This window comes from Streptomyces cyaneochromogenes, from assembly GCF_003963535.1.
Classification (GTDB): Bacteria; Actinomycetota; Actinomycetes; order Streptomycetales; family Streptomycetaceae; genus Streptomyces; species Streptomyces shaanxiensis.
Genome location: NZ_CP034539.1, coordinates 981,893 through 1,008,682 on the forward strand (window position 1 = coordinate 981,893; position 26,790 = coordinate 1,008,682).

The 26,790-nt window shown below is 72.0% G+C and carries 28 protein-coding genes and 1 pseudogene; 12 read left to right on the top strand and 17 right to left on the bottom strand.

What is annotated here, in order from left to right:
• The first annotated feature begins 54 nt into the window (after positions 1 to 54).
• The 5 genes from EJ357_RS04120 to EJ357_RS04140 all read left to right on the top strand — a co-directional run bounded on the left by EJ357_RS04120 (position 55) and on the right by EJ357_RS04140 (position 5,211).
• A complete protein-coding gene (locus EJ357_RS04120) occupies positions 55 to 1,803 on the top strand; it encodes an FAD-dependent oxidoreductase (protein WP_126388695.1) in 1,749 nt (582 codons plus the stop codon).
• A gap of 25 nt (positions 1,804 to 1,828) precedes the next feature.
• The gene (locus EJ357_RS04125; protein WP_126388697.1) at positions 1,829 to 2,686 is read left to right on the top strand and encodes an intradiol ring-cleavage dioxygenase; all 858 of its coding nucleotides are present in this window, start codon (positions 1,829 to 1,831) and stop codon (positions 2,684 to 2,686) included.
• Complete coding sequence (locus EJ357_RS04130; RefSeq protein WP_126388699.1) at positions 2,683 to 3,765, top strand: maleylacetate reductase; 1,083 nt, start codon at positions 2,683 to 2,685, stop codon at positions 3,763 to 3,765. The genes EJ357_RS04125 and EJ357_RS04130 overlap by 4 nt, the downstream gene beginning before the upstream one ends.
• A 57-nt stretch (positions 3,766 to 3,822) precedes the next feature.
• On the top strand, positions 3,823 to 4,725 hold the full coding sequence (locus EJ357_RS04135) for a YceI family protein (RefSeq protein WP_126388701.1): 903 nt from the start codon (positions 3,823 to 3,825) through the stop codon (positions 4,723 to 4,725).
• Between the two features lie 102 nt (positions 4,726 to 4,827).
• Positions 4,828 to 5,211, top strand: a complete 384-nt coding sequence (locus EJ357_RS04140) for a luciferase domain-containing protein (protein ID WP_126388703.1) — start codon at positions 4,828 to 4,830, stop codon at positions 5,209 to 5,211.
• Between the two features lie 30 nt (positions 5,212 to 5,241).
• Here the strand turns inward: EJ357_RS04140 and ppk2 are convergent, their stop codons facing one another.
• The 5 genes and pseudogenes from ppk2 to EJ357_RS04165 form a co-directional block, all read right to left on the bottom strand.
• Entirely contained in the window at positions 5,242 to 6,135 is an 894-nt protein-coding gene (gene ppk2, locus EJ357_RS04145) for a polyphosphate kinase 2 (protein WP_126388705.1), read from the bottom strand.
• 59 nt (positions 6,136 to 6,194) lie between these two features.
• Positions 6,195 to 6,389, bottom strand: a pseudogene (locus EJ357_RS49030) (polyketide cyclase); the annotation flags it as partial.
• 9 nt (positions 6,390 to 6,398) lie between these two features.
• A complete protein-coding gene (locus EJ357_RS04155; RefSeq protein WP_126388707.1) occupies positions 6,399 to 7,727 on the bottom strand; it encodes an enolase C-terminal domain-like protein in 1,329 nt (442 codons plus the stop codon).
• A 100-nt stretch (positions 7,728 to 7,827) separates the two neighbouring features.
• A complete protein-coding gene (locus EJ357_RS04160) occupies positions 7,828 to 9,204 on the bottom strand; it encodes a gluconate:H+ symporter (RefSeq protein WP_267132841.1) in 1,377 nt (458 codons plus the stop codon).
• A 118-nt stretch (positions 9,205 to 9,322) separates the two neighbouring features.
• Entirely contained in the window at positions 9,323 to 9,799 is a 477-nt protein-coding gene (locus EJ357_RS04165; RefSeq protein ID WP_126388712.1) for a TIGR03668 family PPOX class F420-dependent oxidoreductase, read from the bottom strand.
• Between the two features lie 101 nt (positions 9,800 to 9,900).
• Here EJ357_RS04165 and EJ357_RS04170 point away from each other — a divergent pair, with 101 nt between their 5' ends.
• Positions 9,901 to 10,356: an archease gene (locus tag EJ357_RS04170; RefSeq protein WP_126388714.1), complete on the top strand. Its 456-nt coding sequence runs from the start codon at positions 9,901 to 9,903 to the stop codon at positions 10,354 to 10,356.
• An 83-nt stretch (positions 10,357 to 10,439) separates the two neighbouring features.
• On the opposite strand, the gene EJ357_RS04175 is transcribed toward EJ357_RS04170, so the two are convergent.
• On the bottom strand, positions 10,440 to 11,852 hold the full coding sequence (locus EJ357_RS04175) for an RtcB family protein (protein WP_126388716.1): 1,413 nt from the start codon (positions 11,850 to 11,852) through the stop codon (positions 10,440 to 10,442).
• A 700-nt stretch (positions 11,853 to 12,552) separates the two neighbouring features.
• On the opposite strand from EJ357_RS04175, the gene EJ357_RS04180 reads away from it, so the two are divergent.
• Positions 12,553 to 13,677, top strand: a complete 1,125-nt coding sequence (locus tag EJ357_RS04180) for a CapA family protein (RefSeq protein WP_126388718.1) — start codon at positions 12,553 to 12,555, stop codon at positions 13,675 to 13,677.
• A gap of 29 nt (positions 13,678 to 13,706) precedes the next feature.
• On the opposite strand, the gene EJ357_RS04185 is transcribed toward EJ357_RS04180, so the two are convergent.
• From EJ357_RS04185 to EJ357_RS04200, 3 genes are all read right to left on the bottom strand, one after another.
• Entirely contained in the window at positions 13,707 to 14,348 is a 642-nt protein-coding gene (locus EJ357_RS04185) for a phosphoribosyltransferase (protein ID WP_126388720.1), read from the bottom strand.
• Between the two features lie 550 nt (positions 14,349 to 14,898).
• On the bottom strand, positions 14,899 to 15,138 hold the full coding sequence (locus EJ357_RS04195) for a hypothetical protein (protein ID WP_126388724.1): 240 nt from the start codon (positions 15,136 to 15,138) through the stop codon (positions 14,899 to 14,901).
• 90 nt (positions 15,139 to 15,228) lie between these two features.
• Entirely contained in the window at positions 15,229 to 15,681 is a 453-nt protein-coding gene (locus EJ357_RS04200) for a YbhB/YbcL family Raf kinase inhibitor-like protein (RefSeq protein WP_126388726.1), read from the bottom strand.
• Positions 15,682 to 15,852: 171 nt separating this feature from the next.
• Between EJ357_RS04200 and EJ357_RS04205 the strand changes: the two genes are divergently transcribed.
• Both EJ357_RS04205 and EJ357_RS04210 read left to right on the top strand, forming a co-directional pair.
• A complete protein-coding gene (locus EJ357_RS04205) occupies positions 15,853 to 16,506 on the top strand; it encodes a phosphoribosyltransferase (RefSeq protein WP_126388728.1) in 654 nt (217 codons plus the stop codon).
• A gap of 37 nt (positions 16,507 to 16,543) precedes the next feature.
• Positions 16,544 to 17,116, top strand: coding sequence for a GNAT family N-acetyltransferase (locus tag EJ357_RS04210; protein ID WP_126388730.1), 573 nt, complete (start codon positions 16,544 to 16,546; stop codon positions 17,114 to 17,116).
• Positions 17,117 to 17,137: 21 nt separating this feature from the next.
• Here EJ357_RS04210 and EJ357_RS04215 read toward each other — a convergent pair whose 3' ends face one another.
• Complete coding sequence (locus EJ357_RS04215) at positions 17,138 to 17,917, bottom strand: SDR family NAD(P)-dependent oxidoreductase (RefSeq protein WP_126388732.1); 780 nt, start codon at positions 17,915 to 17,917, stop codon at positions 17,138 to 17,140.
• Between the two features lie 162 nt (positions 17,918 to 18,079).
• On the opposite strand from EJ357_RS04215, the gene EJ357_RS48125 reads away from it, so the two are divergent.
• On the top strand, positions 18,080 to 18,253 hold the full coding sequence (locus tag EJ357_RS48125) for a hypothetical protein (RefSeq protein ID WP_175647305.1): 174 nt from the start codon (positions 18,080 to 18,082) through the stop codon (positions 18,251 to 18,253).
• A gap of 96 nt (positions 18,254 to 18,349) precedes the next feature.
• Entirely contained in the window at positions 18,350 to 18,913 is a 564-nt protein-coding gene (locus tag EJ357_RS04220; protein WP_126388734.1) for a hemerythrin domain-containing protein, read from the top strand.
• A 46-nt stretch (positions 18,914 to 18,959) separates the two neighbouring features.
• On the opposite strand, the gene EJ357_RS04225 is transcribed toward EJ357_RS04220, so the two are convergent.
• From EJ357_RS04225 to EJ357_RS04255, 7 genes are all read right to left on the bottom strand, one after another.
• Positions 18,960 to 19,490 (bottom strand): hypothetical protein, encoded by a 531-nt coding sequence (locus tag EJ357_RS04225; protein WP_126388736.1) that lies wholly within the window; start codon positions 19,488 to 19,490, stop codon positions 18,960 to 18,962.
• A 173-nt stretch (positions 19,491 to 19,663) separates the two neighbouring features.
• Entirely contained in the window at positions 19,664 to 20,431 is a 768-nt protein-coding gene (locus tag EJ357_RS04230; RefSeq protein ID WP_126388738.1) for a metallophosphoesterase family protein, read from the bottom strand.
• A complete protein-coding gene (locus EJ357_RS04235; RefSeq protein WP_126388740.1) occupies positions 20,428 to 20,715 on the bottom strand; it encodes a BON domain-containing protein in 288 nt (95 codons plus the stop codon). The genes EJ357_RS04230 and EJ357_RS04235 overlap by 4 nt, the downstream gene beginning before the upstream one ends.
• Positions 20,712 to 21,410: a hypothetical protein gene (locus tag EJ357_RS04240; RefSeq protein WP_126388742.1), complete on the bottom strand. Its 699-nt coding sequence runs from the start codon at positions 21,408 to 21,410 to the stop codon at positions 20,712 to 20,714. Before EJ357_RS04240 ends, EJ357_RS04235 begins: the two co-directional genes overlap by 4 nt.
• A gap of 148 nt (positions 21,411 to 21,558) precedes the next feature.
• Positions 21,559 to 22,665, bottom strand: a complete 1,107-nt coding sequence (locus EJ357_RS04245) for an NAD(P)/FAD-dependent oxidoreductase (RefSeq protein WP_126388744.1) — start codon at positions 22,663 to 22,665, stop codon at positions 21,559 to 21,561.
• A gap of 271 nt (positions 22,666 to 22,936) precedes the next feature.
• Positions 22,937 to 25,150, bottom strand: a complete 2,214-nt coding sequence (katG, locus tag EJ357_RS04250) for a catalase/peroxidase HPI (protein WP_126388747.1) — start codon at positions 25,148 to 25,150, stop codon at positions 22,937 to 22,939.
• Positions 25,151 to 25,174: 24 nt separating this feature from the next.
• Positions 25,175 to 25,624, bottom strand: coding sequence for a Fur family transcriptional regulator (locus EJ357_RS04255; protein ID WP_126388749.1), 450 nt, complete (start codon positions 25,622 to 25,624; stop codon positions 25,175 to 25,177).
• A gap of 92 nt (positions 25,625 to 25,716) precedes the next feature.
• Between EJ357_RS04255 and EJ357_RS04260 the strand changes: the two genes are divergently transcribed.
• Positions 25,717 to 26,580 carry a Glu/Leu/Phe/Val dehydrogenase gene (locus EJ357_RS04260; protein WP_175647306.1) on the top strand — a complete coding sequence of 288 codons (864 nt, stop codon included), beginning with the start codon at positions 25,717 to 25,719 and terminating at the stop codon, positions 26,578 to 26,580.
• Positions 26,581 to 26,790: the final 210 nt, after the last annotated feature.

Sequence of the window (26,790 nt, forward strand, 5' to 3'; positions counted from 1 at the left end):
CTTCGCGCCTCACCCCCCTCTCACCCTCCTGTCTCAACTCCTGGAGCTTCTGTCGTGCACACCGTCGTCGAGACCGATGTACTGATCGTGGGCAGCGGCCCGGCGGGCGCGTCGGCCGCGCTCGCGCTGAGCACCTACGGCGTGCGCAACATGGTCGTCACCCGGTACGCGAGCCTCGCCGACACCCCCCGCGCCCACATCACCAACCAGCGGACCATGGAGGTGCTGCGCGACCTGGGCGTCGAGGAGGACGTGGTCGCCCAGGCGACGCCCCAGCATCTGATGGGCAACACGACGTTCTGCACCAGCCTGGCCGGCGAGGAGCTGGGCCGGGTTCGCTCGTGGGGCAACGACCCGCTCGTGCAGGCCGCGCACGAACTGGCCAGCCCGACCCGGATGTGCGACATGCCGCAGCATCTGATGGAGCCGGTGCTGGTGAACGCGGCGATCGCGCGCGGCACCGACTTCCGGTTCAGCACGGTCTACAAGTCCTTCGTCCAGGACGAGGGAGGCGTCACGGTCACGGTCGAGGACCGGCTGCGCGGCGACGAGTACACCATCCGCGCCAAGTACCTGATCGGTGCCGACGGCGGCCGTTCCAAGGTCGCCGAGGACGCGGGGCTGCCGATGGGCGGACAGATGGGCGTCGCGGGCAGCATCAACATCGTCTTCGACGCGGACCTGAGCAAGTACACCGCGCACCGGCCGTCCACCCTCTACTGGGTGCTCGCGCCCGGTGCCACGGTCGGCGGCATCGGCGCGGGACTGGTGCGCAACGTCCGCCCCTGGAACGAGTGGCTGATCGTCTGGGGCTACGACGTCACCGCGGGCGCCCCCGACCTCACCGAGGAGTACGCCCTGTCCGTCGTACGGCAGCTCGTCGGCGACGACGAGATCCCGGTGACCATCAAGTCGTCCTCGGCGTGGACGGTCAACGAGATGTACGCCGAGACGTACGCGAACGGCCGGGTCTTCTGTGCCGGTGACGCCGTGCACCGGCACCCGCCGTCCAACGGGCTCGGCTCCAACACCTCCATCCAGGACTCCTACAACCTGGCCTGGAAGCTGAAGCTCGTCCTCGAAGGGGTCGCCTCGCCGAAGCTGCTCGACACCTACGACGCGGAGCGGGCTCCGGTCGGGAAGCAGATCGTGACCCGCGCCAACAAGTCCATCGGCGAGACCGCCCCGATCTTCGAGGCGCTGGACGGGCTCTCGCCGCAGACGCCCGAGCGGCTGTGGGCCAACATCGCCGCCCGCAAGGACGCTACCGAGGCGGCCGAGAAGCAGCGGGCCGCGCTGCGCGAGGCGATCGCCTTCAAGGTGTACGAGTTCAACGCGCACGGCGTCGACCTCAACCAGCGCTATCCCGCCGAAAGCTCTGCCGCGGTCGTCCCCGACGGCACGCCCGACCCCGGCTTCACCCGCGACCCCGAGCTGCACCACCAGCCCACCTCCCGCCCCGGCGCCAAGCTCCCGCACGCCTGGATCACCTCGGGGACCCGGACCCTGTCCACCCTGGACACCGTCGGCAAGGGCCGCTTCACGCTGCTCACCGGTATCGGCGGCGACGCCTGGGTGCGGGCCGCCGCGGCCCAGCCCCTCGACATCGCCACGGTGGTGATCGGACCGGGCCAGGAGTACGAGGACCCGTACGGCGACTGGGCGAACCTCAGGGAGATCTCCGACGCGGGCGCCCTCCTCGTCCGCCCCGACGGGTACGTGGCGTTCCGGCACGCCGGCACGGCCGAGGACGCCGAAGGGGTGCTCACGGACGCGCTGCGGCGGATTCTCGGGCACGGTTGAGATGGGTGCCGAGAAGGGAGCCGAGATGGCGGATGAACCGACGGTCACGGACGAGGCCGTCGCCAGTCTGCACGGGACCGCCGATCCACGCCTGCGGGAGCTGCTGACCGGCCTGATCCGGCATCTGCACGCCTTCGCGCGGGAGTCACGGCTGACGCAGGAGGAGTGGGAGCGGGCGATCGGGTTCCTGACGGCCACCGGGCAGGCCTGCACGGACACCCGGCAGGAGTTCATCCTGCTCTCGGACGTGCTCGGGCTGTCGATGCTCCTCGAGACGATCAACGAGCGGCAGGGGCCCGGCGCCACCGAGTCGACCGTGCTGGGCCCGTTCCACATGACCGAGTCCCCGGTGCGCGCGCTCGGCGCGAACATCGACCTGGTCGGGGACGGCGAGCCGTGCGTGGTCAGCGGCCGGGTGCTGTCCCGGGACGGCGGTCCGCTGCCCGGCGCCGTGGTCGACGTGTGGCAGGCCGACGCGCACGGCTTCTACGACGTGCAGCGCCCGGACGTGCAGCCGCCGGGCAACGGGCGGGGCCTGTTCACGGCGGACGCCGAGGGCCGGTTCTGGTTCCGCACGTGTGTGCCGAGCCCGTACCCGATCCCGACGGACGGCCCGGTCGGCGACCTGCTGCGGGCCACGGGACGCCACCCCTACCGCCCGGCCCACATCCACTTCATCGCCTCGGCCGCCGGCCACACGCCGGTGACCACGCACATCTTCGTGGCGGGCAGCGAGTACCTGGACTCCGACGCCGTGTTCGCCGTCAAGCCGAGCCTGGTGCAGGACTTCGAGCCGGCCGACGACCCGTCGCTGGCCCGGGAGTTCGGCGTCGACAACCCCTTCCGGCACGCCCGGTTCGACCTCGTGCTGGAGGCCTCGTGACCGGCTTCCTCGACTTCTCGTACGAGAGCCGGCCCGGGCGGGTCGTCCTGCGGCCCGGTGCGGCCGTGTCGGCGACGCCCGGCGAGGCCGAACACCTCGGTCTGCGGCGCCTGTTGGTGGTGTGCGGTGCGCGCGGGGCGGACACCGCACGGGCGGTCGCAAAGGCGCTGGGCCCGGCCTGCGCGGGACTGCACGACGGGGCCCGGATGCATGTGCCCGTCGAGGCCGCCGACCGGGCCGTCGAGGCGGCCCGGGCAGCGGGCGCCGACGGGTGCGTGGCGGTCGGGGGCGGCTCGTCGATCGGGCTGGGCAAGGCGATCGCCCTGCGCACCGGGCTGCCGCTCATCGCGGTGCCGTCCACCTACTCCGGCTCGGAGATGACCGACGTCTGGGGCCTGACCGAGCACGGCGCCAAGCGCACCGGCCGGGACCCGAAGGTGCTGCCCAGGAGCGTCGTCTACGACCCCGAGCTCACCCTCTCGCTGCCCGTGCCGCTCTCCGTGACCAGCGGCGTCAACGCGATCGCGCACGCCGTCGAGGCTTTGTACGCCCCGGACACCTCGCCGCTGGTGGCGTTGATGGCCGAGGAGGGCGTACGGGCGATGGCGCGGGCGCTGCCGGAGCTGGCCGCGGAGCCGGCGTCCCTGGCGGCGCGCGGCCGTGCGCTGTACGGCGCCTGGCTGTGCGGGTCCTGCCTGGGCGCCACCACCATGGGCCTGCACCACAAGCTGTGCCATGTCCTGGGCGGCACCTTCGGCCTGCCGCACGCCGAGACGCACACGGTGGTCCTGCCGTACGCCCTGGCCCACAACGCGCCCGCCGCGCCGGACGCGGCCGCCACCGTGGCCCGTGCCCTGGACGCCGATGACGCCCCGACGGCCCTGTGGGAACTGGCCGGACGCCTCGGCGCCCCCCGCTCCCTCGCCGAACTCGGCCTCACCGAGGCCGACTTGGTGACAGCGGCCGCGCAGGCCGCCGGCCAGGCGTACGCCAATCCCCGTCCGGTCACGGCCGACGGCGTGCTCACGCTGCTGCGGGCGGCGTACGACGGCGTACCGCCGACGGCTGCCCTCCAGTAGGCCTCTTTTCCTTCCCCCCACTCCCATTCCCCCCACCCCCGAAGAAAGGTGATGGTCATGCCCCTCGGACTGCTCAGGAGTCGACGCTCCCGGGGGGTGCCCGCTGCCGGATTCGCCGTGCCGTCCGGTGCCGGTGGCGTGGCCCGCGAGGTCGTCGATCCGGTGGGCCTGCCGATGCGGGGGGCCGAGGTGACGGTGACGGCGATGGACTCGCACGAGGTCGTCGTGCGTGGCACCACGGATCCGTACGGGCTGTTCTGCGCGGCGCTTCCGCCGGGCCGCTACGGCCTGCGGATCACGGCCGAGGGCCTGACCCCGCACCAGGAGACCCTGGACGTCATCGGCGGTACGACGCCCCCCACGGCGCGCGTCCAGCTGATGTCGGGACGCCAGCTGGACCTGCCGGCGCCGGGCACCTGGCTGTTCGACCCGCCGCACACGGCGATCCGGTTCATCGCCAAGCACGTCGGCATGGCCCATGTCCACGGCCGCTTCGAGCGCTTCACCGGCGGCATACGGGTCGAGCAGGACATGGCCGCCTCCCGGGTGTCCGTGCGCATCGAGGCCGCGAGCATCACCACGGGCAACACCACCCGGGACAACCACCTGCGTTCCGCCGACTTCCTGCACGTCGAGCGCTACCCGTACATCGACTTCGCCAGCACCCGCTTCGCCTACCGCGGCGGCACCAAGTGGACGCTGCACGGCTCCCTGACCATGCACGGGATCAGCCGCTCCGTCGAGCTGGACACCACCTACCTGGGGTCGGTCAACGGCGGCTACGGCGAGGAGCTGCGCTGCGCCGCTCTGGCCAGGGCGGAGCTCCACCGGGAGGACTACACGCTGAACTGGCGCAGCATGCTCGCGCGCGGCATCGCGGTGGTCGGTCCGACGGTCCAGCTGGAGCTGGACGTACAGGCGATGTACCGCACGCACGACACCCCGACGCCGCCCGAGTAGGCCCTCACGGCGGGTAGTGGGCCGGTGCCGGGTTACCTCACGCCACGGTTACAGTTCGCTCAACCTCTGGTTGCGACGCGGTGATCGGGTGACTATGGGGACATGACACTGGCCCAGCGCGCCATGAAGCAACTGGAAGTCTGGCCCGATCTGACTTCGGGCCCGGCCAGTTGCGGCGCAGGGCGGGCACTGCGCACCGTCCACAGCGAGATCGTGCACTTCCACTCCGAGCGGGACGTGGACCTGCACCTGACCGTGTCGGCCATCCAGCGGTTCCACGACGACCTGCGGGAGTCGACCGCGATCCGGCTGCTCCCGGGCTCGAACTGGGTGACCGTGCATCTCGACTGCGACACGGACGTCGACCTGCTGATGAGCCTGGTCAGCGCCGCGCTCAAGGCCCACCAGCACCGCCCCTCCCCCGCCTCAGCCCCGGCAGGGGACGAGTGCAACTTCCGTCGCGTCACGGTGCTTCCCCGGAGCTAGCGTCGCGGCCGGAGCCGGGGCCACCGCCGGTCAGCGGCCGTGCTCGGAGTCGTCCTCACCGGCCTCCAGCAGGCCCGCGGCCGCGCCGACGATCCGAGGATCGGCGGTGCCGACGACTTCCTCGTCCTTGTCGGCGTAGTCGAAGCGGGCCAGTACGCTACGCATGGCCTCGACGCGTGCCCGCTTCTTGTCGTTGCTCTTCACCACCGTCCAGGGCGCGTGCTCGGTGTCCGTCTCGCGGAACATGGCGACCTTGGCGGCGGTGTAGTCCTCCCAGCGGTCCAGCGACGCCAGGTCCATGGGGCTGAGCTTCCACTGCCGTACGGGGTCGACCTGGCGGATGGTGAACCGGGTGCGCTGCTCGCCCTGGGACACGGAGAACCAGAACTTGATCAGGTCGACGCCGTCGTCCACGAGCATCCGCTCGAAGGCGGGCGCCTGCCGCATGAAGCGCCGGTACTCGTCGTCGCTGCAGAAGCCCATCACCCGTTCCACACCGGCCCGGTTGTACCAGGACCGGTCGAACAGCACGATCTCGCCGGCGGTCGGCAGATGCTCCACGTACCGCTGGAAGTACCACTGCCCGCGCTCGCGCTCGGTCGGCTTCTCCAGCGCCACCACGCGGGCGCCGCGCGGGTTGAGGTGCTCGGTGAAGCGCTTGATCGTGCCGCCCTTGCCGGCCGCGTCCCGCCCCTCGAAGACGATGACCAGACGGCGCCCGCTCTCCTTGATCCAGCTCTGCAGCTTCAGCAGCTCGATCTGCTGAAGCCGCTTGTGCCACTCGTACTCCGGGCGCTCCATGCGTTGCTGGTACGGGTAGTTCTCGCGCCAGGTGTCCACGGGGCTGCCGTCCGGCCTGATCAGCACGGGGTCGTCCTGATCGGTGTAGTCGACGCGCAGCCCTGACAACAGTTCGGTGTCCATACACCGATGCAAGCGAGCGCTTTCGTACGCCCGGCGAACCCCAGGCAAAGATCAGCTATAGGTGACGCCGGATCGAACTCGGCCTCCTCGACCACCTGCTCGTCCGGCACGAGCCGCACGAAGTGACCGTGATACGTGTCGGTCCGCGGGTCCGACTTGCCGGTGCCGGTCGGTAGGTCATAGATGAGCGAGACCCGGAACGCCCCGCCTTCCCTGCCGTCGAACTCGTGCACCCGGCACCACCGCGCGGTGGCCGCGCAGACTCAGCGCACGAGACAGGGCCGTTTCGCGTCGAAGGTCCAGCCCTCGATCAGGTACTGCATCCCGGCCGCGTCGTCCCGGCCCGACAGGGCCTTCTCGCGGTACAGCTCATGCGCGGCGAGGAGCCGGTCCATGTCCAGGCGGACTCCCAGTCCGGGTGTGTCCGGTACGGCGACCTCGCCGCCCGTGATCCTGGGCGGCTCGGCGGTGAGCCGTTCCCGTCCCTCCTGCCAGATCCAGTGCGTGTCCAGGGCGTTGTACTCGCCCGGGGCGGCCGCTCCGCAGTGGACCATCATCGCCAGGGAGATGTCGAAGTGGTTGTTGGAGTGGCAGCCCCAGGTCAGCCCCATGGCGTTGCAGAGCTGGGCCACCCGTACCGACCCCTGCATGGTCCAGAAGTGCGGGTCGGCCAACGGGATGGAGACCGACTGCAGGGCCAGGGCGTGCGTCAGCTGGCGCCAGTCCGTGGCGATCATATTGGTCGCCGTGGGCAGCCCGGTGGCCCGGCGGAACTCGGCGAGGATCTCCCGTCCCGAGTAGCCGCCCTCCGCCCCGCAGGGGTCCTCGGCATAGGCGAGCGTGCCCACGAGCGGGCGGCACAGCTCGACGGCCTCGCGCAGCGACCAGGCGCCGTTGGGGTCGAGGGTGATCCGCGCCTCGGGAAAGCGCTCCTTGAGCGCCCGTACGGCCTTCACCTCCCCCGCGCCCGGCAGGACACCGCCCTTGAGCTTGAAGTCGCGGAAGCCGTAGTGGTCGTAGGTCGCCTCGGCCTGCCGGACGATGGCCTCGGGGGTCAGCGCCTCCTCGTGCCGGATCCGGTACCACTCGACCGCCGAGCCGGAGTCGCGGACGTAGTCCAGGTCGGTGCGGTCCGGGTCGCCGACGTAGAAGAGGTAGCCGAGGACCCGTACGGCGTCGCGCTGTTGGCCGTCACCGAGCAGGGCGGCGACCGGCACTTCGAGGTGCCGGCCGAGCAGATCGAGGAGGGCCGACTCGACGGCGGTCACCGCGTGCACCGTCGTCCGCAGGTCGAAGGTCTGCGCACCGCGACCGCCCGAGTCGCGGTCGGCGAAGGTCGCCTCGATCGTGCGCAGGACGCGCTTGTGGTCGCCGACGCGGGCGCCGACGACGAGGGGTTCGGCGTCGCGCAGGGTCTGGGTGATCTTCTCACCGCCGGGCACCTCGCCCAGACCGGTCCGGCCCTCGGAGTCCTCCAGGACGACGACGTTGCGCGTGAAGTACGGGGCGTGGGCACCGGAGAGGTTGAGGAGCATCGAGTCGCGGCCGGCGACCGGATAGACGGAGAAGCGGGTGACGACGGGCTGACTCATGGCTGGGCGGGTGCCGTTCTCGTGAGGGGAGTGGTGGGCGGTGAGCGGTTAACGGTTAGCGGTCGAGGGAGGGTGGGCAGTCGAGAGGAACAGGGAGCAGTCAGATGCTCAGGGCGTCCAGGACCTGTTCCAGGACGAGTACACCGCCCAGGCCCAGGATCGCGAGGACCGTCGTGTAGGTCGTACGGGCCTTGATGGCGTCGAGGACGGACAGGTTGAAGTACTCCTTGAACATCCAGAAGCCCGGGTCGTTGACGTGGGAGAAGGCGATCGATCCGCAGGAGACGGCGAGGACCATCACCTCGGGGTGGACACCGCTGCCGGCGAGCAGGGGCAGCGCCACGCCGGAGGCCGTGACGACGGCGACCGTCGCGGACCCGAGGGCCACCCGGAGGATGGCGGCGATCAGCCAGGCCAGGATGATCGGGGAGATGGACCAGCCGTCGGTCGCGTCCTTGATGTAGTCGGATATCCCGCCCTCGACGAGGACGTTCTTGAACGCGCCGCCCGCGCCGATCACGAGCAGGATCATCGCCATCGCCTGGGCGGCCTCCTTGCAGGAGGCGCTGACCTCGGCCAGGCTGCGGCCGATGCGCGGACCGAACGCCCAGACCGCGACGAGCAGGGTGAGCAGCAGGGCGATCGGCGCGGAGCCGATGAAGGCGATGAAGTGCAGCAGACCGCTGTCGCCGGAGGCCGCCAGGTCGGTCACCGCGGCGCCGGCGATCAGCACCACGGGCAGCAGGGCGACGGACAGCGACCAGCCCGGGCCGGGCATCTCGTCGTCCTCGAAGACCCGCTCGCTCACCAGGCCCTTGGGAATGGAGGGGTTCATCGCCCGGACGAAGGGGATGCGCGGCCAGAGCAGGGCGATGAAGGCACCCACCGGCACGGCGATGAACAGGCCGTAGAACAGGGTCAGTCCGACGGACGCGTGGAAGGTGGCGGCCACCGCGGTGGGGCCGGGGTGCGGCGGCAGGAAGCTGTGCATGGTGGACAGGGCGATCGACATGGGCAGCCCCACCCACAGCAGGTTCGCCCGGGTGACCCGCACGAGCGTGAACGCGATCGGCACGATGATGACGAAGGCCACCTCGTAGAACATCGTCACGCCGATGAGCATGGCCGTCAGCACCATGGCGACCTGGACCCAGCGAGGGCCGCACACCTCCAGGAGCTTCCCTGCTATCCGCTGGGCGGCGCCGGAGTCCCCCATCACCCGGCCGACCATGGCGCCGAGGCCGATGGTGAGCATGGTGTCGCCGATCTGCCCGCCGATGCCCTCGGCGAGCACGTCCGGGATCTTCTCCGGCCCGATGCCCTGCACCAGGCCGACGGCCACGGCCACCAGGAGCAGGGCGGCGAAGCCGTTCAGCCTGAGTTTGGTCATCAGGACGAGCAGGACCAGGACACTGATCCCGACCACCACGAGCGGCATGTGCAGGTTCTCCTTTGAACATCGGCCGCTTCTGTTCAACCCACTGAATGAGGTCCTCACATGAAGACGCCGTCTACATATGAGGACGGAGGTTATGGTCGTGGACGGTCAAGGGTCAATGGGTGTGCACGGATGGATTCACTCTGCACGGATGGATTCACGCGACGGCCGGCGCGGAGGCCTGCCACCCGCTCCAGTGCAGGACGGTGATCACGATCACCGGTCCGTCCGGCGGCTGCCGCCGGTACCGGGGGTACTTCTGCCGCAGCAGCTCGATCGCGGCGGCGTACTCGTAGGACGAGTCGGCCCTGTCAGACGCGTCTGACATCTCCGACGTGCCGGGCTGCAGGATCCGGGCACCGCCGTCCGCCCTCACCCACCACAGGCGGTCCCAGTCGTCGTCGTACTCGTCCACCAGCAGGCAGACGGCCGGGCTGACGGCGATGTTGTGCAGCCGCCTGAGCCGCCGCGAACGCTTCGGTTTGCCGTCCACGGCCGTGACGATCTCGTCGCCGCGCACCGCGAACAGGACCGGCACCAGATGGGGACGGCCCTCGGGGTCGACCGTGGCCAGCCGCGCGACGGGCGCCGCGGCGAACCGCCCGCGCGCCTCGTCCTGCCTCATGTCCGGCATGTCGGCTCCTTGGGTCCTGGCGGTACGCCCTGCCCCGACTCGGGTACCCCTATCCGTGTAACGCCCTCCTCGGGGACGACTCGGCGGATCAGGTGGTGCCGATGGTCGGCGACACGGACGACGACATCGAGACACGGCGGAGCGGCGGCAGCGGCCATCGGGCGGTGCCGCACACGGCCGACGTGCGGATCGAGGCGTGGGGCGCGAGCCGGGAGCGCTGTCTGGTGGAGGCCGCGCTCGGGATGGTGGAGTGCTTCGCGGACCTCACGGCGGTACGGCCCACGTCGGTGGAGCGGGTGCGGTTCGCTGAGGAGAGCGACGAGGACCTGCTGACCGCGCTCCTCGACGAGGTGGTCTTCCGCCTCGACGTGGACGGCCGGGTCCCCGTCGACCTGGAGGCCGACACCACGGACGGCGACCTCGACGTGCGGCTCGCGCTCGCCGACCTGGCGGACGTGGAGGTCACCGGCGCCACGCCGAAGGGCGTCTCGTGGCACGGGCTGCACATCGGGCCGGGTCCGTACGGGTGGTCGTGCGAGGTGACCGTGGACGTGTGAGGAGTACGGCCGTGGAGCCGCAGCAGACGGCATACGGCTTCCCCCCTCGACCCCCGACCCCGGGCCCCCTGCCCGCGGCGCCCTCAGCCCTTGACCACCCCCAGCGGCACCAGCCGGGCCACCGTCCGGCACAGTCCCGCGCCCTCGCTCACGGCCACCACCTCGCCGACGTCCTTGTACGCCTCGGGCGTCTCCTCCGCGAGGCCCCGCAGCGACCGTGGGCGCACCGCGATGCCCGCCGACTCCAGGCGGGCCCGCAGTTCCCGGCCGCCCACCGCGCGGGCGGCCCGATGGCGGCTGAGGACCCGGCCGGCGCCGTGGCAGGTGGAGGCGAAGGCGTCTCCACCTGCCACACCCACCAGGACGTACGAGGCGGTACCCATGGTCCCGGGAATCAGCACCGGCTGGCCGACCGCGCGCAGGTCGTCCGGCAGGTCCGGGTGGCCGGGCGGGAAGGCCCGGGTCGCACCCTTGCGGTGGACGCACAGGGTGCGGCGGGCCCCGTCCACCGGGTGGGTCTCGATCTTGGCGAGGTTGTGGGAGACGTCGTACACCAGCGACAGCCGGGTGTGCGCGGCGCGGCGAAAGACCCGGCGGGCCGCGTCGGACAGCAACTGGCGGTTGGCGCGGCCGTAGTTGGCCGCGGCCGCCATCGCGCCGAGGTACCGCTGCCCCTCCGGCGACTCGACCGGTGTGCAGGCGAGTTGGCGGTCGGGGACCTTGATGTCGTACCGAGCCATCGCCCGGTCCATCAGCCGGACGTGATCGGTGCAGATCTGGTGGCCGAGGCCGCGGGAACCGCAGTGGATCATCACGCACACCTGGCCGACGGAGAGCCCGAACGCGGTGGCCGCCGTCGCGTCGTACACCTCGTCGACGCGCTGCACCTCCAGGAAGTGGTTGGCGGAACCGAGGCTGCCGACCTGGCCCAGGCCGCGCTCCCGTGCCCGCGCGCTCACCTGGTCCACGTCGGCGTCGGCGACCGCCCCGCCGTCCTCGCAGCGCGCCAGGTCGCGCGACTCGCCGTGCCCCTCCTCCACCGCGTACCGGGAACCGCCCCGCAGGATCCGCTCCAGCTGGCCGGGCCCGGTCAGGTGCCACACCCCGCCGGGCCCGGCGCCGCGCGGGATCGCCCGGTCCAGGCCGTCCATCACCGCGGTCAGCGCCGACGCCAGCGCCTTGCCGTCGGTGTCGGCCGCCAGCAGCCGTACGCCGCAGGAGATGTCGAAGCCGACCCCGCCCGGTGAGACGACCCCGCCGTCGGCCACGTCGGTCGCGGCGACGCCGCCGATGGGGAAGCCGTAGCCCCAGTGGATGTCCGGCATGGCGTACGACGCGCCGACGATCCCGGGCAGTGTGGCCACGTTGGCCACCTGCTCCAACGCCTGCTCGGCGTCCCTCAGCAACGCCCGGGACGCGAACACCACGCCGGGCACCCGCATCGGACCGTGCGGGTCCATACGGAAGCGGTGAGGAGCCTCCTCCACCAGTTCCATGACAGCCTCCCGCACCTCGACCGACGTCCCCGTACGCCCGACACGCAGGTGCGGGGTACCCGCGCGGGCGCGTCCGTATCGCGTGAGGCGCGGCGGGTCGGCCGGGGGCGTCCCGCGCGCGGCGGTTCTGCCGGGGCGTCCAGCGGGAGATCGCCGGAGGCCGCCCGCGACACTCCGCCGGGTCCTGGCCCGCGGCGGACCGCCGGGAACCCCGCGCGACGGTTCACCATGGCCACCCCGCGGCGGTTCGCCGGAGAGGATCGCGCGTGGCGGGTCACCAAGACCTGACCCGCATGCTTCACCAGAACCCGTCCCATGGCGGTTCAGCAGGGCCCACTCCACAGCGGGTCGCCGGAGGCCGTCCCACAACGCTTCACTGGGCTCGTCCCGCAGTGGATCGCCGGGAGCCCCCACACGGCGTTCACCAGGGCCCACCCCGCAGCGCCTCGCCGGAGGCCGTCCCACCGCGGACCGCCGAGCGCCATCCCGGCAACGCTCCACCCGGGCCCGTTGCCCAGCTCACCGCCGGGCCCCGGGAGGTTCACCAGGACCCGTCCAGCAACGCTTCACCCGAACCCGTCCCCGCAACGGATCGCCACGGCCATTCCCGCAACCCTGCACCCGAACCCGTCCCCCACCCGACAGCCCACCGAACCGTCCGCCCAAAGCCACCCGCCCCGCGACCTCGTACCGTTGAGACATGAGGGGCGGCACGGTGACGCTGTTCGTCTGCGGCGACGTGATGCTCGGACGTGGCGTCGACCAGATCCTGGCCCGGCCCGGGGACCCCGGGCTGCGGGAGGGGTACGTCACGGACGCGCGGGCGTACGTGAGCATGGCGGAGGCGGTGAGCGGGCCGATCCCGGTGCCGGTCGATCCGGCCTATCCGTGGGGCGAGGCGCTGGCGCTGCTGGAGGCGAGCGCGCCGGACGTCCGGATCGTCAATCTGGAGACGTCGGTGACGCGCAGCGCCGCGTTCGAGCCCGGCAAGGCGGTCCACTACCGCATGCATCCGGCCAACCTGCCCGCCCTCATGGTGGCCCGGCCCGTCGTCTGCGTCCTGGCCAACAACCATGTCCAGGACTTCGGCCGACCGGGCCTGGAGGAGACCCTCGCCGTACTGCACGGCGCCGGGCTGCGGACGGCGGGTGCGGGGCGGACCGCCGAGGAGGCGTACGCGCCCGTCGCGCTGCCGCTCCCCCACGGCGGCCGTGTGCTCGTCTTCGCCCTCGGCGCCGCCACCAGCGGCATCCCGCCCGGCTGGGCGGCGACGGCCGATGCGCCCGGCGTCGCCCATGTGCCCGAGCTCTCGCCCACGACGGCCGCCGCCACGGTGCGGCACATCCGCTCGGTGAAGCGGGCCGGTGACATCGTGGTCGTGTCCGTGCACTGGGGTTCCAACTGGGGCTACCTCGTCCCGCGCGACCAACGCCGCTTCGCGCACGCCCTGGTGGACGGCGGAGCCGACATCGTGCACGGCCACTCCTCGCACCACCCCCGCCCCGTCGAGCTCTACCGGAACCGGCTGATCCTGCACGGCTGCGGCGACTTCATCGACGACTACGAGGGCATCCCGGGCTACGAGCAGTACCGCGACGACCTGCGCATCGCCTATTTCGTGACGGTGGCGGCGGACACGGGTGCCCTCACCGACCTGCGCATGTCACCCCTGCTCGCCCGCCGTATGCGCCTGGAACCGGCGCCGCCCGAGGACAGCGCCTGGCTGCGGTCCACCCTCGACCGCATCAGCTACGGCGCCCACCTCACCCTGAACGCGGACGGCGCGCTCACCCTGGCGAAGGGCACCGCCCGAGCCGCACGGTGAGCCTCGGCCGCCGAGCTCTCCATGAGCCCTCACGCCCCGCGCAGCGCCTCCAGCACATCGGCGTCGGTCAGCTGACCGAAGTCCTCGTACCACTCACCGACCGCGCTGAACAGCCTCGGCTCGTACAGGCAGACGAACTCGTCGACCTCGCGGCGCAGTTCCTCGGCCGCGTCCGGCGCACAGACCGGGACGGCCAGCACCAGGTGCCCGGGGTTCCGGTTGCGTACGGCGCGCAGGGCGACGCGGGCGGTGGAGCCGGTCGCGACCCCGTCGTCGACCACGACGGCGGTACGGCCGCGCAGCTCCGGAGCCGGCCGGCCCTGCCGGTACCGCTCCTCGCGCCGCCGCAGCTCCTTGCGTTCCCGCTCCACCGTCGGCGCCAGATCCGCCTCGCTCAGCCCCAGCCGGTACAGCGACGCCTCATCGAAGAGCGGGGGGTCGTCGCCCGCGAGCGCGCCGACGCCGAACTCCTCGTGGAACGGGGCGCCGATCTTGCGGACGACGAGCACGTCCAGCGGGGCCCCGAGCACCTGGGCGATCTCCCGGGCGACCGCGACGCCGCCCCGGGGCAGTGCGAGGACGACGGGGTGCGGAAGGACGCCCTTGTCGTGCCGGATGCGCAGCTGCTCCGCCAGCTCCCGCCCGGCCTCCTCGCGGTCACGGAACTGCATGGCTTCCCCTTCCGTCCGTCGCCGCGTACCCCACCCACCGGAATCGGACACACCACAGGGCTCGCCCGCCCCCTCCGAGAGACTGTTGGAGCGGGTCCGGGCGACGGGGGCGAAGCTGCCCGAGGCGTACCGGGTCGCCTACTACGAACTGGTCGAGTACCCGGCGCACGGGGCGCACTTGATGAACCTGAAGTACTACTGGGCGGACCGCAACGCGCTCGCGGTACGAGCTGCCACCCGGTGTTCAACGCCGATCCGGACGGCCCGGCGGGCCGGTAGCCCTCCTACCCGATGGTCCAGCCGTCACAGTCGACGGTGCCCGCCACGGCCGCGGCCCCGCCGGGCACCGCAGCCTGGGCGGGGGCGGCCACCGCGCCGAGGGTGCGGGGCCGGCGCCGAAACGGTGGCGGCCAGGCCGTCTGCGAGGATGCCTTTCGTGCGGTTCATGCGTGTCCCCGTGATGTCGTGGTTCCGTTCGGAGTTGCCGCCCTCAGTGAAGGCCGGCGGCGCTCCGACGGGAACCTCGCACATCAGAGGGTGACCGCCGGGTTCACCCGTCCGCCGTATCGGTCGTGTCGGCTTCGTTCCAGTCGTACGGCCCGCCGCCGCGCCACTCGATCAGCTCGGGGTCGTCGACGGCGTGGTCCTCGGCGGGCAGGTCCGCGCGGTGCACCAGGTCCAGCACGTCGAACAGGCTGTACGCGGTGCCCGCAGGCTTGCCGTGGATCGTCACCTGACGCCCGCCGTCCGACGCGGGCGGCAGCACCACCACGGGGGGACGCGTGTTCATGCCACCACCATGCGCTCTGGAAGCCCCGTACGCAGCCCGGCATGCCGGACGAACTCGCTCGTCCGTCCGTCGCGACGGTCGCCGGAGCCCTCAGCGGCGATACAGCCCGACGAGTGTTCCGCTGGCCAGCTGCTGCTGGTCGAGCACCCGATGAGCCTCGTCGGCCGTGGCCTCGTCCGGGATGGAGACGGGGCCCGGGAGGGCGTAGAGGCGGAAGAAGTAGCGGTGCGCCCGGTCGCCGACCGGTGGTTGCGGACCGCCCCACCCCGACTGCCCGTAGCCGTTCCTGTGCGGGTGGCTGCCCGGGATCGTTCTGCCCGCGCGCAGCCCCTGCGTGTGCGGATCGATGCCGGTGACCAGCCAGTGGACGAAGGTCCCCGACGGAGCGTCCGGATCCTCGCACAGCAGGGCCAGCTCCACCGTCTCGTCGGGCACGCCGGACCAGGTCAGGGGCGGGGAGAGATTGTCGCCCTCCTTGGCGTGGCGACGCGGGATCGTCGCGTGGTCGTCGAACGCGGAGCTCTTGAGCTCGATGCCTGTCATGTGCGCCGCAGTACCCCTGCGGACGCGGTCCACACGCGACGCCGGACAGTCGCCGGACGAACCTCCTCACCAGGGAGAACACCGCCCGCGCCCACGACCCCGGCGCGGTTCGTTTCGCCGTGTGCCGCGCCGGGAACCCGGCTGCTGCGCCGAGCGCGAGGGAGGAGCGCCGTGTCATTCCGCGACCGCACCCATGCCGGACAGGAACTCGCCCTGCGGCTGCTCGACTGGGCCGGGTCCGGCGATCTCGTCGATCCACTCGTCCTGGCCCTGCCGAACGGCGGCGTGCCCGTCGCCGCGGAGGTGGCTCGTGCCCTGCACGCCCCGCTGGACGTGCTCGTCGCCCGTGAGATCAGCACTCCGATCCGGCCGGAGACGGCGATCGGCGCGATCGTCGCGGACGACCCGCCGCTGTACGACCGGCAGAGCCTCACCATGATGCATCTGTCCGAGGACCGGCTCGGTGACGTGGTCGCGCGCGAACGCAACGACCTGCACCTCGTCGAGTACGTCCACCGCGGCCACCGCCCGCCCCCGTCGGTCAACGCCCGCACGGTCGTCCTGGTCGACGACGGCCTGACCACCGGCCTGACCGCCATGGCCGCGCTGCGCTTCCTGCGCCGCCATGAGCCGGCCCGGCTGATCCTGGCGGTCCCGGTGGGCAGCCCACGCACCACCGCCGCCGTCCGTTCCGAGTGCGACGACCTCGTCTGTCTGCACCAGCCGCCGTCGCTGCACGCGGTCGGAGAGTGGTACGAGGACTTCGGCCCGGTCTCCGACACCCAGGTCGCGGACATGCTGCGCGCGTTCCACGCCACGGCCTGACGCGGTGCCCGGGCGGGTGCCGTGACAGGGTGGAGCCATGACCATCGACATTCGCCCGGCCTCGGTCTTCGAGGACGTCCGCCAGGTGCTGGGCCCGAAGTCGCCCGCGGCGAACGTCTGTTGGTGCCTGAGCTACCGCATCCCGTCCAAGCTCAACAACGAGCTCCGCGGCCCGGCCCGCGGTGAGTACGTGGCCGAGCTGTGCCGTGCCGATCCCCCTCCGGGAGTGCTCGCCTTCGACGGTGACGAACCCGTCGGCTGGGCCGCGGTGGCGCCGCGCTCGGCCACGTCCTTCGCGCGCAACCGCAAGATCCCGCACGTCGACGACCTGCCGGTCTGGTCGCTGTGGTGCATCCGGGTCCGCCCCGGTCACCGGAAGCAGGGGATCACCCACGCCCTCATCGCCGGCGCGGTGGACTTCGCCCGCGACCGGGGCGCGCCGGTGATCGAGGCGTACCCGCTGGACAACGGCGACGCCAAGGTCGACCTGACGATGGCGTACGCCGGGCTCCGGAAGAACTTCGAACGCGCCGGGTTCGTCCACGCCGCCGACACCACCTCGGTGCTGGCCGGTCATCCCCGGATCCTGATGCGGCTCGACCTGCGCTGACCGGCGAACCACCCGCGCGGGTCAGTGCACGGAGAGCCCACCGTCGACGAAGACCGCCTGCCCGGTGACGTAGGCGGCGGCCCGGCTCGCCAGGAACACCGCAGCGCCCGCGAAGTCCTCGGCCAGGCCGTTGCGCCCGACCATCGTGCGCGCGGCGAGCGCCGCCACCTTCTCGGGGTCGTCCGACAGGCGTGCGTTGAGGGGCGTCATGACGAAACCCGGCACGAGGGTGTTGCAGGTGACGCCGTACGGCGACCACGCCTCCGCCTGCGAACGGGCCAGCGACTCCAGCGCCCCCTTGGAGACGCCGTAGGCACCGCTCTGCACGAAGGCGCGGTGTGCCTGCTGGGAGGTGACGTGGATGAGGCGCCCGAAGCCCCGCTCGGCCATGCCGGGCCCGAACCGCTGTCCCAGCAGAAAGGGCGCCTCCAGGTTCACGGCCATGGTCGTGTCCCACACGTCCTCGCCGAGCTCGCCCAGCGGGGGCCGCAGGTTGATCCCGGCGCAGTTGACGAGGATGTCGGGCTCGCCGAACGGCTCGACCGCCTCCTCGGCCGCCGAGCGCACTCCGTCGCGTGTGCCCAGATCCGCGCTCACCCAGGCCGCCCGGCAGCCGTGGGCCGCCAGCTCACCGACCGTCGCGGACAGCTCCGCCTCCCTGCGCGCCACGACCACGACACTCGCCCCCGCACGCGCGAGGGCCTCGGCGATGGCCCGGCCGATACCGGAGCTGCCGCCGGTCACCAGGGCTACTCGGCCGTCCAGGGAGAAGAGTTCGGAGAGGTACGTCTGCGTGGTCATGCCCGCACCCTAGGACGCCCGTTCACGGTGAGGGTGATCGGGGTTCCGCCGCCCGGTTCACCGCGCGGTGAGGGGGTACCCGGTCCGCGCTCGACGGTGCGGGGCTCTCCCCTGCCCGAGGAGGGCCGTCCGACCGTCCCGTACGCAGGAGGGACGATCACCATGAGCACGAGCCACCACACCCCGTCGCAGGCCGAGGGTGAGCGCGAGGAAGCCGAGACCCCTTGGGCCCACCACCCCGACACGGAGTACACGACGCCTTCGCAGGCCGAGGGCGAGCGCGACGACACCCCTGAAACGACCGAGGACACCGCCGGCCCCGGCAGCGGTTCGTGACACGCGCCGACGGCGGTGTGAGCCCGTCGACCGCGGGCACTCGGAGCCGTCGGCGGATCCGCCCGGGCCGCCGTTCCACGCTGGAGGTGAAGGAACATGGGTCACGGTGGGAACGTCATCGACGAGCTGGTGACCGATCATCGCGAGGTCGAGGAGTTCTTCGGCCGGATCGAGGCGCTGCCGTCCGGTGACAAGGACCGCAAGCTGCACGCCGACCAGGCCACGATGGAGCTGGTCCGGCACTCGGTCGCCGAGGAGGCCTACCTCTATCCGGCCGTGCGCGAGTACGTGGCGGGCGGGGACGCCATCGCCGACAAGGAGATCGACGATCACTCCGCGGCCGAGCGGATCATGAAGGACCTGGAGGGATGCGACGCCGACGATCCCGAGTTCGACCGGCTCGTCGGGATGCTGATGAGCGAGGTCCGCTCGCACATCGCCGACGAGGAGGAGAACCTCTTCCCCCGGCTTCGCGCCGTCTGTCCCCCGGACACGCTCGACGACCTCGGTGACAAGGTGCGGCAGGCGAAGAAGCTGGCACCGACCCGCCCGCACCCGTACGCCCCGGACAAGCCGCCGGCCAACAAACTGCTGGCCCCGGGAGCCGGCCTGGTCGACCGCCTGCGCGACGCGCTGACGGGACGCGGCAAGGAGGCCTGACCAGGCGCGCGACGGCCGGGCGTGCGGCCGCCGGCACCGAGCGCGCTCAGGCGATGAGTGCCTGCCCCGGGCCGAGGCGCTCCTCGAGTGCCGTGCGGTGCAGGGTGGCCACGGGGGCGAGGAGGTCGGGGTGGCGCAGCAGTGCCGCCGCTCGGCGGTCGTGGGCGTCGGGGGACACCAGGCGCCGGAAGTCGATCGGCGAGTGGGCCGTATGGCCGCCTCCGGCGATCGCGCCGACCGCGAGGCGGGCCAGTTCGCCGTCGGTGAGCAGGCAGGCCGCCCAGCTCGCCACGATCTCGTCGACCCAGGTGCGCCAGGCGCCGTCGCCCGCGTCGTCGTCGGGGCCGGTCGCGTCCGCGCCGGTGATCCAGTCCAGACCGGCCGAGCCGCCGGGCCCCGCCATACCGACCAGCGCGGCGTCCGTCGGCGTCGGGTATCTCAGCCATGCCGCGACGGTGACGGCCTGCCGGGCCTGCGCCTCGCCCAGGGCGGCGGCCAGTGCGCCGCCGCACGCGGGGTAGGAGCGCGTCAGCCACTGGGTGGTCGCCGCGATGAGCGGGGAGAGATCTGCGAGCACAGGCGGGCCGTCCGGAGTACGGGCGAGGGAGCGGCCGAGTTCCTGGCGACCGGCCGCTCCATCAGATCAACGGGGAACCATCGACGGTAGCCCGTCACCCCCGGCCGCGGACATGCCTGCCGGCTGGTGAGCGGCGTGGCCTCGCCCACACCGGGACACGGACGACTGCTGGTTCAGGCCCCCACCCGGCCAACCGGGGCGCCGGCCGTCGCCCGCTCGGGCCCGGCGAGGTGGTAGACGTGGAAGGCCCGGCCGATGACCGGCTGGGCGACGTTGCGCACCTTCACTCCGCCGCTGGTCATGCCGTGCTCCGTGCCGAGGTGCGCGTGCCCGTGGACGGCCAGGTCGGCGCCGGCCGCGTCGATCGCCTCGGCCAGCAGGTAGCTGCCGAGGAACGGGTAGATCTCGGGAGGCTCGCCGGCCAGGGTGTCGGGTACCGGGGAGAAGTGGGTGAGGGCGATGCGTACGTCGCAGTCCTGCCCCTCCAGCTCCTCCAGGGCGGTCCGCAGGGTGTCGGCGCAGCGGCGCGAGTACCGGACGAACTCCTTCATGACCGGCTCGCCGAACTCGCCGGCGCAGCGCCCCACGAATCCGCCGCCGAACCCCTTCGTACCGGCCACGCCGATGCGCGCGTCGCCGCTGCCCACCACGGTCGCCTGCCCTTCCAGGACCCGTACGCCCGCGTCCTGGAGGACGGCGGTGACCTCGTCGGGGCAGTCGGCGTGGTGATCGTGGTTGCCGAGGACGGCGACCACCGGGACCGCCAGGCCCTCGATCTCGCGCGCCACCACCCGGGCCTCCTCGGGCGTGCCGTGTCGGGTGAGGTCCCCGGCCAGCAGCAGGACGTCGGCGCTGTCCGGCAGGGTCTCGAAGGCGGGGCGGAGCAGGCCCTTGCTCTCGGGCCCCATGTGGATGTCCCCGACGGCCGCTATCCGGATCATTCGACCTCCTCGGCGTGGTCGGGCACGGCGGTGTCCGCGGCCACGATGTCGCAGTGGACCGGGGTTCCCGGCAGCTCTGCGCGGGCCAGGCCGAGGATGTCGTCCCGGCACTGCACGGACGGCACAGTGCCGGTCAGCAGGACCGCCTCGCCGCGGATCTCGATGCGGACACCCAGCTCGCCGAGGTCCCCTGCGGCGAGGTGGTCGGCGAGATGGGCCACGCGGTAGTCCAGGTTCTGCGCTCCGCCGGCGCCAGCCGCGGTCCTGGCGGCGTGTTCGCTCATCGGGGCTCCTCCCGCGGTGCGATGACGTCGAGACGTTCGAGGAGGAAGAAGAACGCGGCGGGCATCGGTTCGTCCTCGCACGATCCGCGTAGGTCCTCCCAGTCGACCTTCTCGCGCAGGGCTCGGGCGACGGCGAGCGCGGGCCCGAAGTCGCAGTAGTGCTCGGAGAAGGCTTCGACCAGGCCCCGCATGAGTTCGGTCGGCGGCAGGACGGGCATGTGCACCGAGTCGACCGGGACGTCCTGCGCCAGGGCCAGCAGGTCCGTGGTGACCGGGCGGTGCGCCAGTTCGAAGAGGAAGTCGACGTCCTGGCCGAGGCACGTGGTCTTCATCAGCCAGTCCTCCGGAGGAGTGCGGACCGTCAGTCCGGCTTCGGCCAGTGTCCGCGCCACCGCTTCGGCGTCCGCGCGGCGCACGCAGAAGTCGGCGTCGTGCTGCAGATGCCCGCTCCCTCCGTGGGCGTACACGGCCACGCTGCCGGCCAGGGCGAACCGGTGCCCCTTGCGTTTCAGCAGCGCGCCGACCTGTTTCGCCGCCTCCAGGATCGCCTGGCTGCGATCACGGGGCAGTTCGTGGTCGTTTAGCGCCTGCGACCGGGCCTGCGCCGGCGGCTGGAGCGGGCTCTCCCCGACCGGGCGCAGCTCCGGAAGCCCGGGTTGCCGAGCGGGCGTCGCACTCTCCCGGTTCTCCGTCATGCCGACTCCATTCGCCGTCCGAGGTCGGGCGCGGGCCCCTGGCAGAGCCCGGGGTGGGCTGGAAAGCCTCCGAGTACCCGGCCCTTCCGACTTCGATACGGCGCGCTTACGCCATGGCGTGCGGATCAGGTCCTGCCCGGCCCTGCGCTCACGCCGCGGTGTAGCCGAGCTGGCGTCTCATGAAGGGGGTCATGAGCGTCTTCGCCTTGGCGAGTGTCGTGGTGCGGCTGCCGAGGACCGCCGTCTCGCCGCCCGGCACGGGCAGCAGGGTCACGCCGTCGGCCGGGCCGAACGGGACGATGATCGGGGTGCGGTGGATCGGCCGGTAGAAGCGGGGCTCCTTGCGGTGCTTGCCGGCGCTGTTGAGATAGGCGCGGATGTTGTGGGCGGCCAGGTCCGCCTGGGCGAGCGCGGCCGGGGTGATCTTGATCTCGGTGGCGTCGTTCACGTCGCCGACCGCGAACACGTCCAGCCATCCCTGCACGCGCAGCGCCTGGTCGACCTTCACGTGTCCCGCCCGGTTCAGCCAGTCCCCGTGCCCGGCCAGCCGCAGCCAGAGGGTGTTGGGCGTGGTGCCGGTCGCCCAGAAGGAGTGGTCGGCCTCGATGATGCCGCCCTGGGCGTCGCGGTACGTGCCGAAGTCGAATCCGGGGGACATGAAGGCGTCGAGCCGCACCTCCACGTCGTGGGACTCCAGCCAGGACCGCGCCTTGCGCCCGGCCCGTGTGCTGCCCGTGGAGTGCAGCAGTTCCGGCCCGGAGTGGGCGAGCGTGACCCGGGCGTCCGGCCGGGCGAGCCGGATCTCGGCGCTGAGCTCGACCCCGGAGGGCCCGCCGCCGACGACCAGGACGTGCCCGGCGCCGGCGATCTGCTGCTGGTGCCCGGCGAAGGACTTCGCGGCCTCCTCGGCGGTGGTGCCGGTGAAGCGGGCCGGTTCGGGGTAGTCGGCGCCGGTGGCGATGACCAGCACGTCGTACGGGAGCCGCTCCCCCGTCGCCAGCACCACCTCGCGCTCGGTGGTGTCGATGCGGACCGCCTTGCCTACCACCACGCGGCCGTTGGTCAGCAGCCGGTCGTAGGGGATGAACGGGGTGAACGACCAGTCCGGGCGCACTCCGGCGCGCAGGGAGGCGATGCGGTGGAAGAAGACGTCCTTGCGGTCCACCAGCGTGACCCGCGCCGTCGCGTCCAGTCGCTTGGCCAGCCGGACGCCGGCGTAGCCGCCGCCGATCACCAGTACGTCGCCGTCGAGCACGCCGAGTCTCCTGTGCTGGGGGATGGAGGAGAGGGTGCGGCGACGGGAGGGCCGTCGTCGGCACCCCCTGTCGGCGAGGGTAGCGCTTGAAACTTAAAGAGGTAGCTGAGGCACCGTGTGCGTTCTGTGAAAGGTGCGCCCTATGGGGCGTCGTTGCTCAGACGAGCGCTGAGGTGTGTGCCCAAATGAGCGCCGCGGTGAGCGCACAAAAGCCGACGTCCAGGCCGGCCCGTGCGGGCCCGCCTGGACGTCGGGGGTGGATCGATCAGCCTCAGACGAGGTCGAAGCGGTCCGCGTTCACGACCTTGACCCACGCCTTGACGAAGTCGCTCACGAACTTCGCCTTGGCGTCGTCGCTCGCGTAGACCTCGGCGAGCGCGCGCAGCTCGGAGTTCGAGCCGAACACGAGGTCGGCACGGGTGCCGGTCCACTTGACCGCGCCGGAGGCGTCACGGCCCTCGAACGTGGTCTGGTCCGCGGACGTCGACTTCCACTCCGTGCCCAGGTCGAGCAGGTTGACGAAGAAGTCGTTGGTCAGCTTGCCCGGGGTCTCGGTGAAGACGCCGTGCTTCGAGCCGTTGGTGTTCGCACCCAGGACGCGCAGGCCACCGACGAGGACCGTCAGCTCGGGCGCGCTCAGGCCGAGCAGGTTCGCCTTGTCGAGCAGCAGGTACTCGGCCGGCAGGCGGTTGCCCTTGCCGAGGTAGTTGCGGAACCCGTCGGCGGCCGGCTCCAGCGCGGCGAAGGACTCCGGGTCGGTGTGCTCCTCGGTCGCGTCGACACGGCCCGGGGTGAACGGCACCTCGATGTCGTGACCGGCGTCCTTGGCGGCCTTCTCCACGGCGGCGGAGCCGCCGAGCACGATCAGGTCGGCCAGGGAGACCTTCTTGGCGCCGGAGTTGAACTCCTGCTGGATGCCCTCGAGGGTGCGCAGCACCAGCGCGAGCTGGTCGGGGTCGTTGGCCTCCCAGTTGCGCTGCGGCTCCAGGCGGACGCGGGCGCCGTTGGCACCGCCGCGCTTGTCGCTGGAGCGGAACGTCGAGGCCGACGCCCAGGCGGCGCTGACCAGCTGCGAGACGGTCAGGCCCGAGTCGAGGAGCTTGGCCTTGAGGGCCGTGACGTCCGCGGCGTCGATGGCCTCGCCCTCGGCCTGCGGCAGCGGGTCCTGCCACAGCAGCGTCTCCTCCGGGACCTCCGGGCCGAGGTACAGGGACTTCGGGCCCAGGTCACGGTGGGTCAGCTTGTACCAGGCGCGGGCGAAGGCGTCCGCGAACTGGTCCGGGTTCTCGTGGAAGCGCTTGGAGATCTCGCCGTAGATCGGGTCGAAGCGCAGCGAGAGGTCGGTCGTGAGCATCGTGGGCCGACGCTTCTTCGACGCGTCGTGGGCGTCGGGGATGATCTCCTCGGAGTCCTTGGCCACCCACTGGTGGGCGCCGGCGGGGCTCTGGGTCAGCTCCCACTCGTAGCCGAAGAGGATGTCGAAGAAGTCGTTGCTCCACTGGGTGGGCTTGGTGGTCCAGGTGACCTCGAGACCGGAGGTGATGGCGTCGCCGCCCTTGCCGGTGCCGTAGGTGGACTTCCAGCCCAGGCCCTGCTCCTCCATGGAGGCGGCCTCGGGGTCGTTGCCGACCGCGTCGGCCGGGCCGGCGCCGTGGGTCTTGCCGAAGGTGTGGCCACCGGCGATGAGGGCGACGGTCTCCTCGTCGTTCATCGCCATGCGGCGGAACGTCTCACGGATGTCGCGGGCCGCGGCGATCGGGTCCGGGTTGCCGTTGGGGCCCTCGGGGTTGACGTAGATGAGGCCCATCTGGACGGCGCCGAGCGGGTTCTCCAGCTCACGGTCGCCGGTGTAGCGCTGGTCGTCGAGCCAGGTGGTCTCGGGACCCCAGTACACGTCCTCGTCGGCCTCCCAGACGTCGGCGCGGCCGCCGCCGAAGCCGAAGGTCTCGAAGCCCATCTGCTCCAGGGCGACGTTACCGGTGAGGATCATGAGGTCGGCCCAGGAGATGGACTGGCCGTACTTCTTCTTGACCGGCCACAGCAGACGGCGGGCCTTGTCGAGGTTGCCGTTGTCCGGCCAGCTGTTCAGCGGCGCGAAGCGCTGCTGACCGCGGCCGCCACCGCCGCGGCCGTCGCTGATGCGGTAGGTGCCGGCGCTGTGCCAGGCCATACGGATCATCAGCGGGCCGTAGTTGCCGAAGTCGGCGGGCCACCAGTCCTGCGAGCTGGTCAGCACCTCGGCGATGTCCTGTTTGAGGGCCGCCAGGTCGAGGTTCTTGAACGCCTCGGCGTAGTCGAACTCCTCACCGAGCGGGTTCGCGACCACAGGGTCCTTGGCGAGGATCTTCAGGTTGAGCCGCTCCGGCCACCACTGACGGTTGCCGCCGCCCTGCGTGGGGTGCGCGGCGCGGTCGTGCGCGACGGGGCAGCCACCGGTGCCCTCAGCCTTCGCGTCAGTGACGATCGCATCGGGGTTCTCAGCCATGGGAAACCTTCCGAACTAGGTGGATCACAGTGCTCGGGGTGCACTGGTGGGGGTTGAACAGGCGGGGCACAGGCCCCAGTAGATGACCTCGGCCTCGTCGATCGAGAAGCCGTGGTCGTCGGACGCGGTGAGGCAGGGCGCCTCGCCGACCTCGCAGTCGACATCGGCGACGACGCCGCACGACCGGCACACGACGTGGTGGTGGTTGTCGCCGACACGCCCCTCGTACCGGGCCGGGCTGCCGGCCGGTTCGATGCGGCGTATGAGCCCCGCCGCGCTGAGCGCGTGGAGGCCCTCGTACACCGCTTGCAGGGAGACATGGCCTACGCGATCACGCACCCCGGAGGCGATGGCCTCGACACCGAGGTGGTCACCGGCCCGGACGGCCTCCAGCAGCGCGACACGCGCGGCGGTCACCCGCAGGCCGGCACCGCGCAGCTCCTCGGCGGGGGTCGGAGTCTGGGATGCGGTCATGGCAGACAACCTACACGGCTAAACACGAATGATTCAAGAAAACGAATGATGAAAGTCTGGTGTGTCGCCCGCGGCCTCGGGAGGATCCCCCGGTGACGGCTCCGGAACACGCCGCCACCGTCTTCGGCCGGCTCCGTGCCGACGGCACCGAGCAGATCCTGTTCAGCCACGACGCCCGCACCGGACTGCGCTCCGTGATCGTCGTGCACGACACACGCTCGGGCCGGCCCTGGGCGGCGTACGGATGCACGGCTGCGCCGACGAGCACGCGGCTGGACGACGTTGCTCGGCGGGCGCGGGCCATGACCCTGAAGGCGTCGGCCGCCGGGCTCGACCTCGGCGGCGGCTGGAGCGTCGTCATCGGCGATCCGGCCCGCGACAAGAACAAGGAACTGCTGCGCGCCCACGGCCGGTTCATCGCCACTCTCGGCGGGCGCTTCGTCCCGGTGAACGACATCGGTATGACCCAGGCCGATCTCAAGGTGATCGGGCGCGAGGCCGCTCCGGTGTGCGACAGCGGGGACCCGTCGTCCATGACGGCGCTCGGAGTGCTCGAGGGCATCCGCGCCTGCCTGCGTGCCGACGGCGCGGACGGCGCTCTCGCCGGGGTGCGGGTGTGCGTGCAGGGGGTCGGCAACGTGGGCACGGCGCTCGCCGGGCTGCTGGCCGCCGAGTCCGCCGAGTCCGCCAAACTGGTCGTCGCCGACACCGACGCCGCACGCGCCGCCGACGGGGCGAAACTCCTCGGAGCGCGCGTCGTCGACCCCGACGCCGTGGTGCGCACCGACTGCGACGTCCTCGCGCCCGGCGCCATGGGCGCCGTGGTGAACGACGCGACGTTGCCCGAGCTGCGCTGCCGGATCATCGCCGGCGGCGCCAACACCGTGCTCGCCGCGCCCGGGCACGCCGCCGCGTCGGCGGATCGCGGCATCCTGTACGCCCCGACTTCTGCGTGAACGCCGGCGGGCCGGCCTTCCTGGAGGAGCAACTCCTGGGCCACGACCGTGCACGGGCCGAACGACGGGGCCGTCAGGTCCGCGCCCGTTTGGCCGAAGTGATCGCCCCGGGCGCGCCGAACGGGCGTCACGACCACCGAGGCCGCGGTGGACCTCGCCGAGGCACGGCTACGAGCGGCACGGGCGCGTGACAGGACGAGCTCGGCCTGA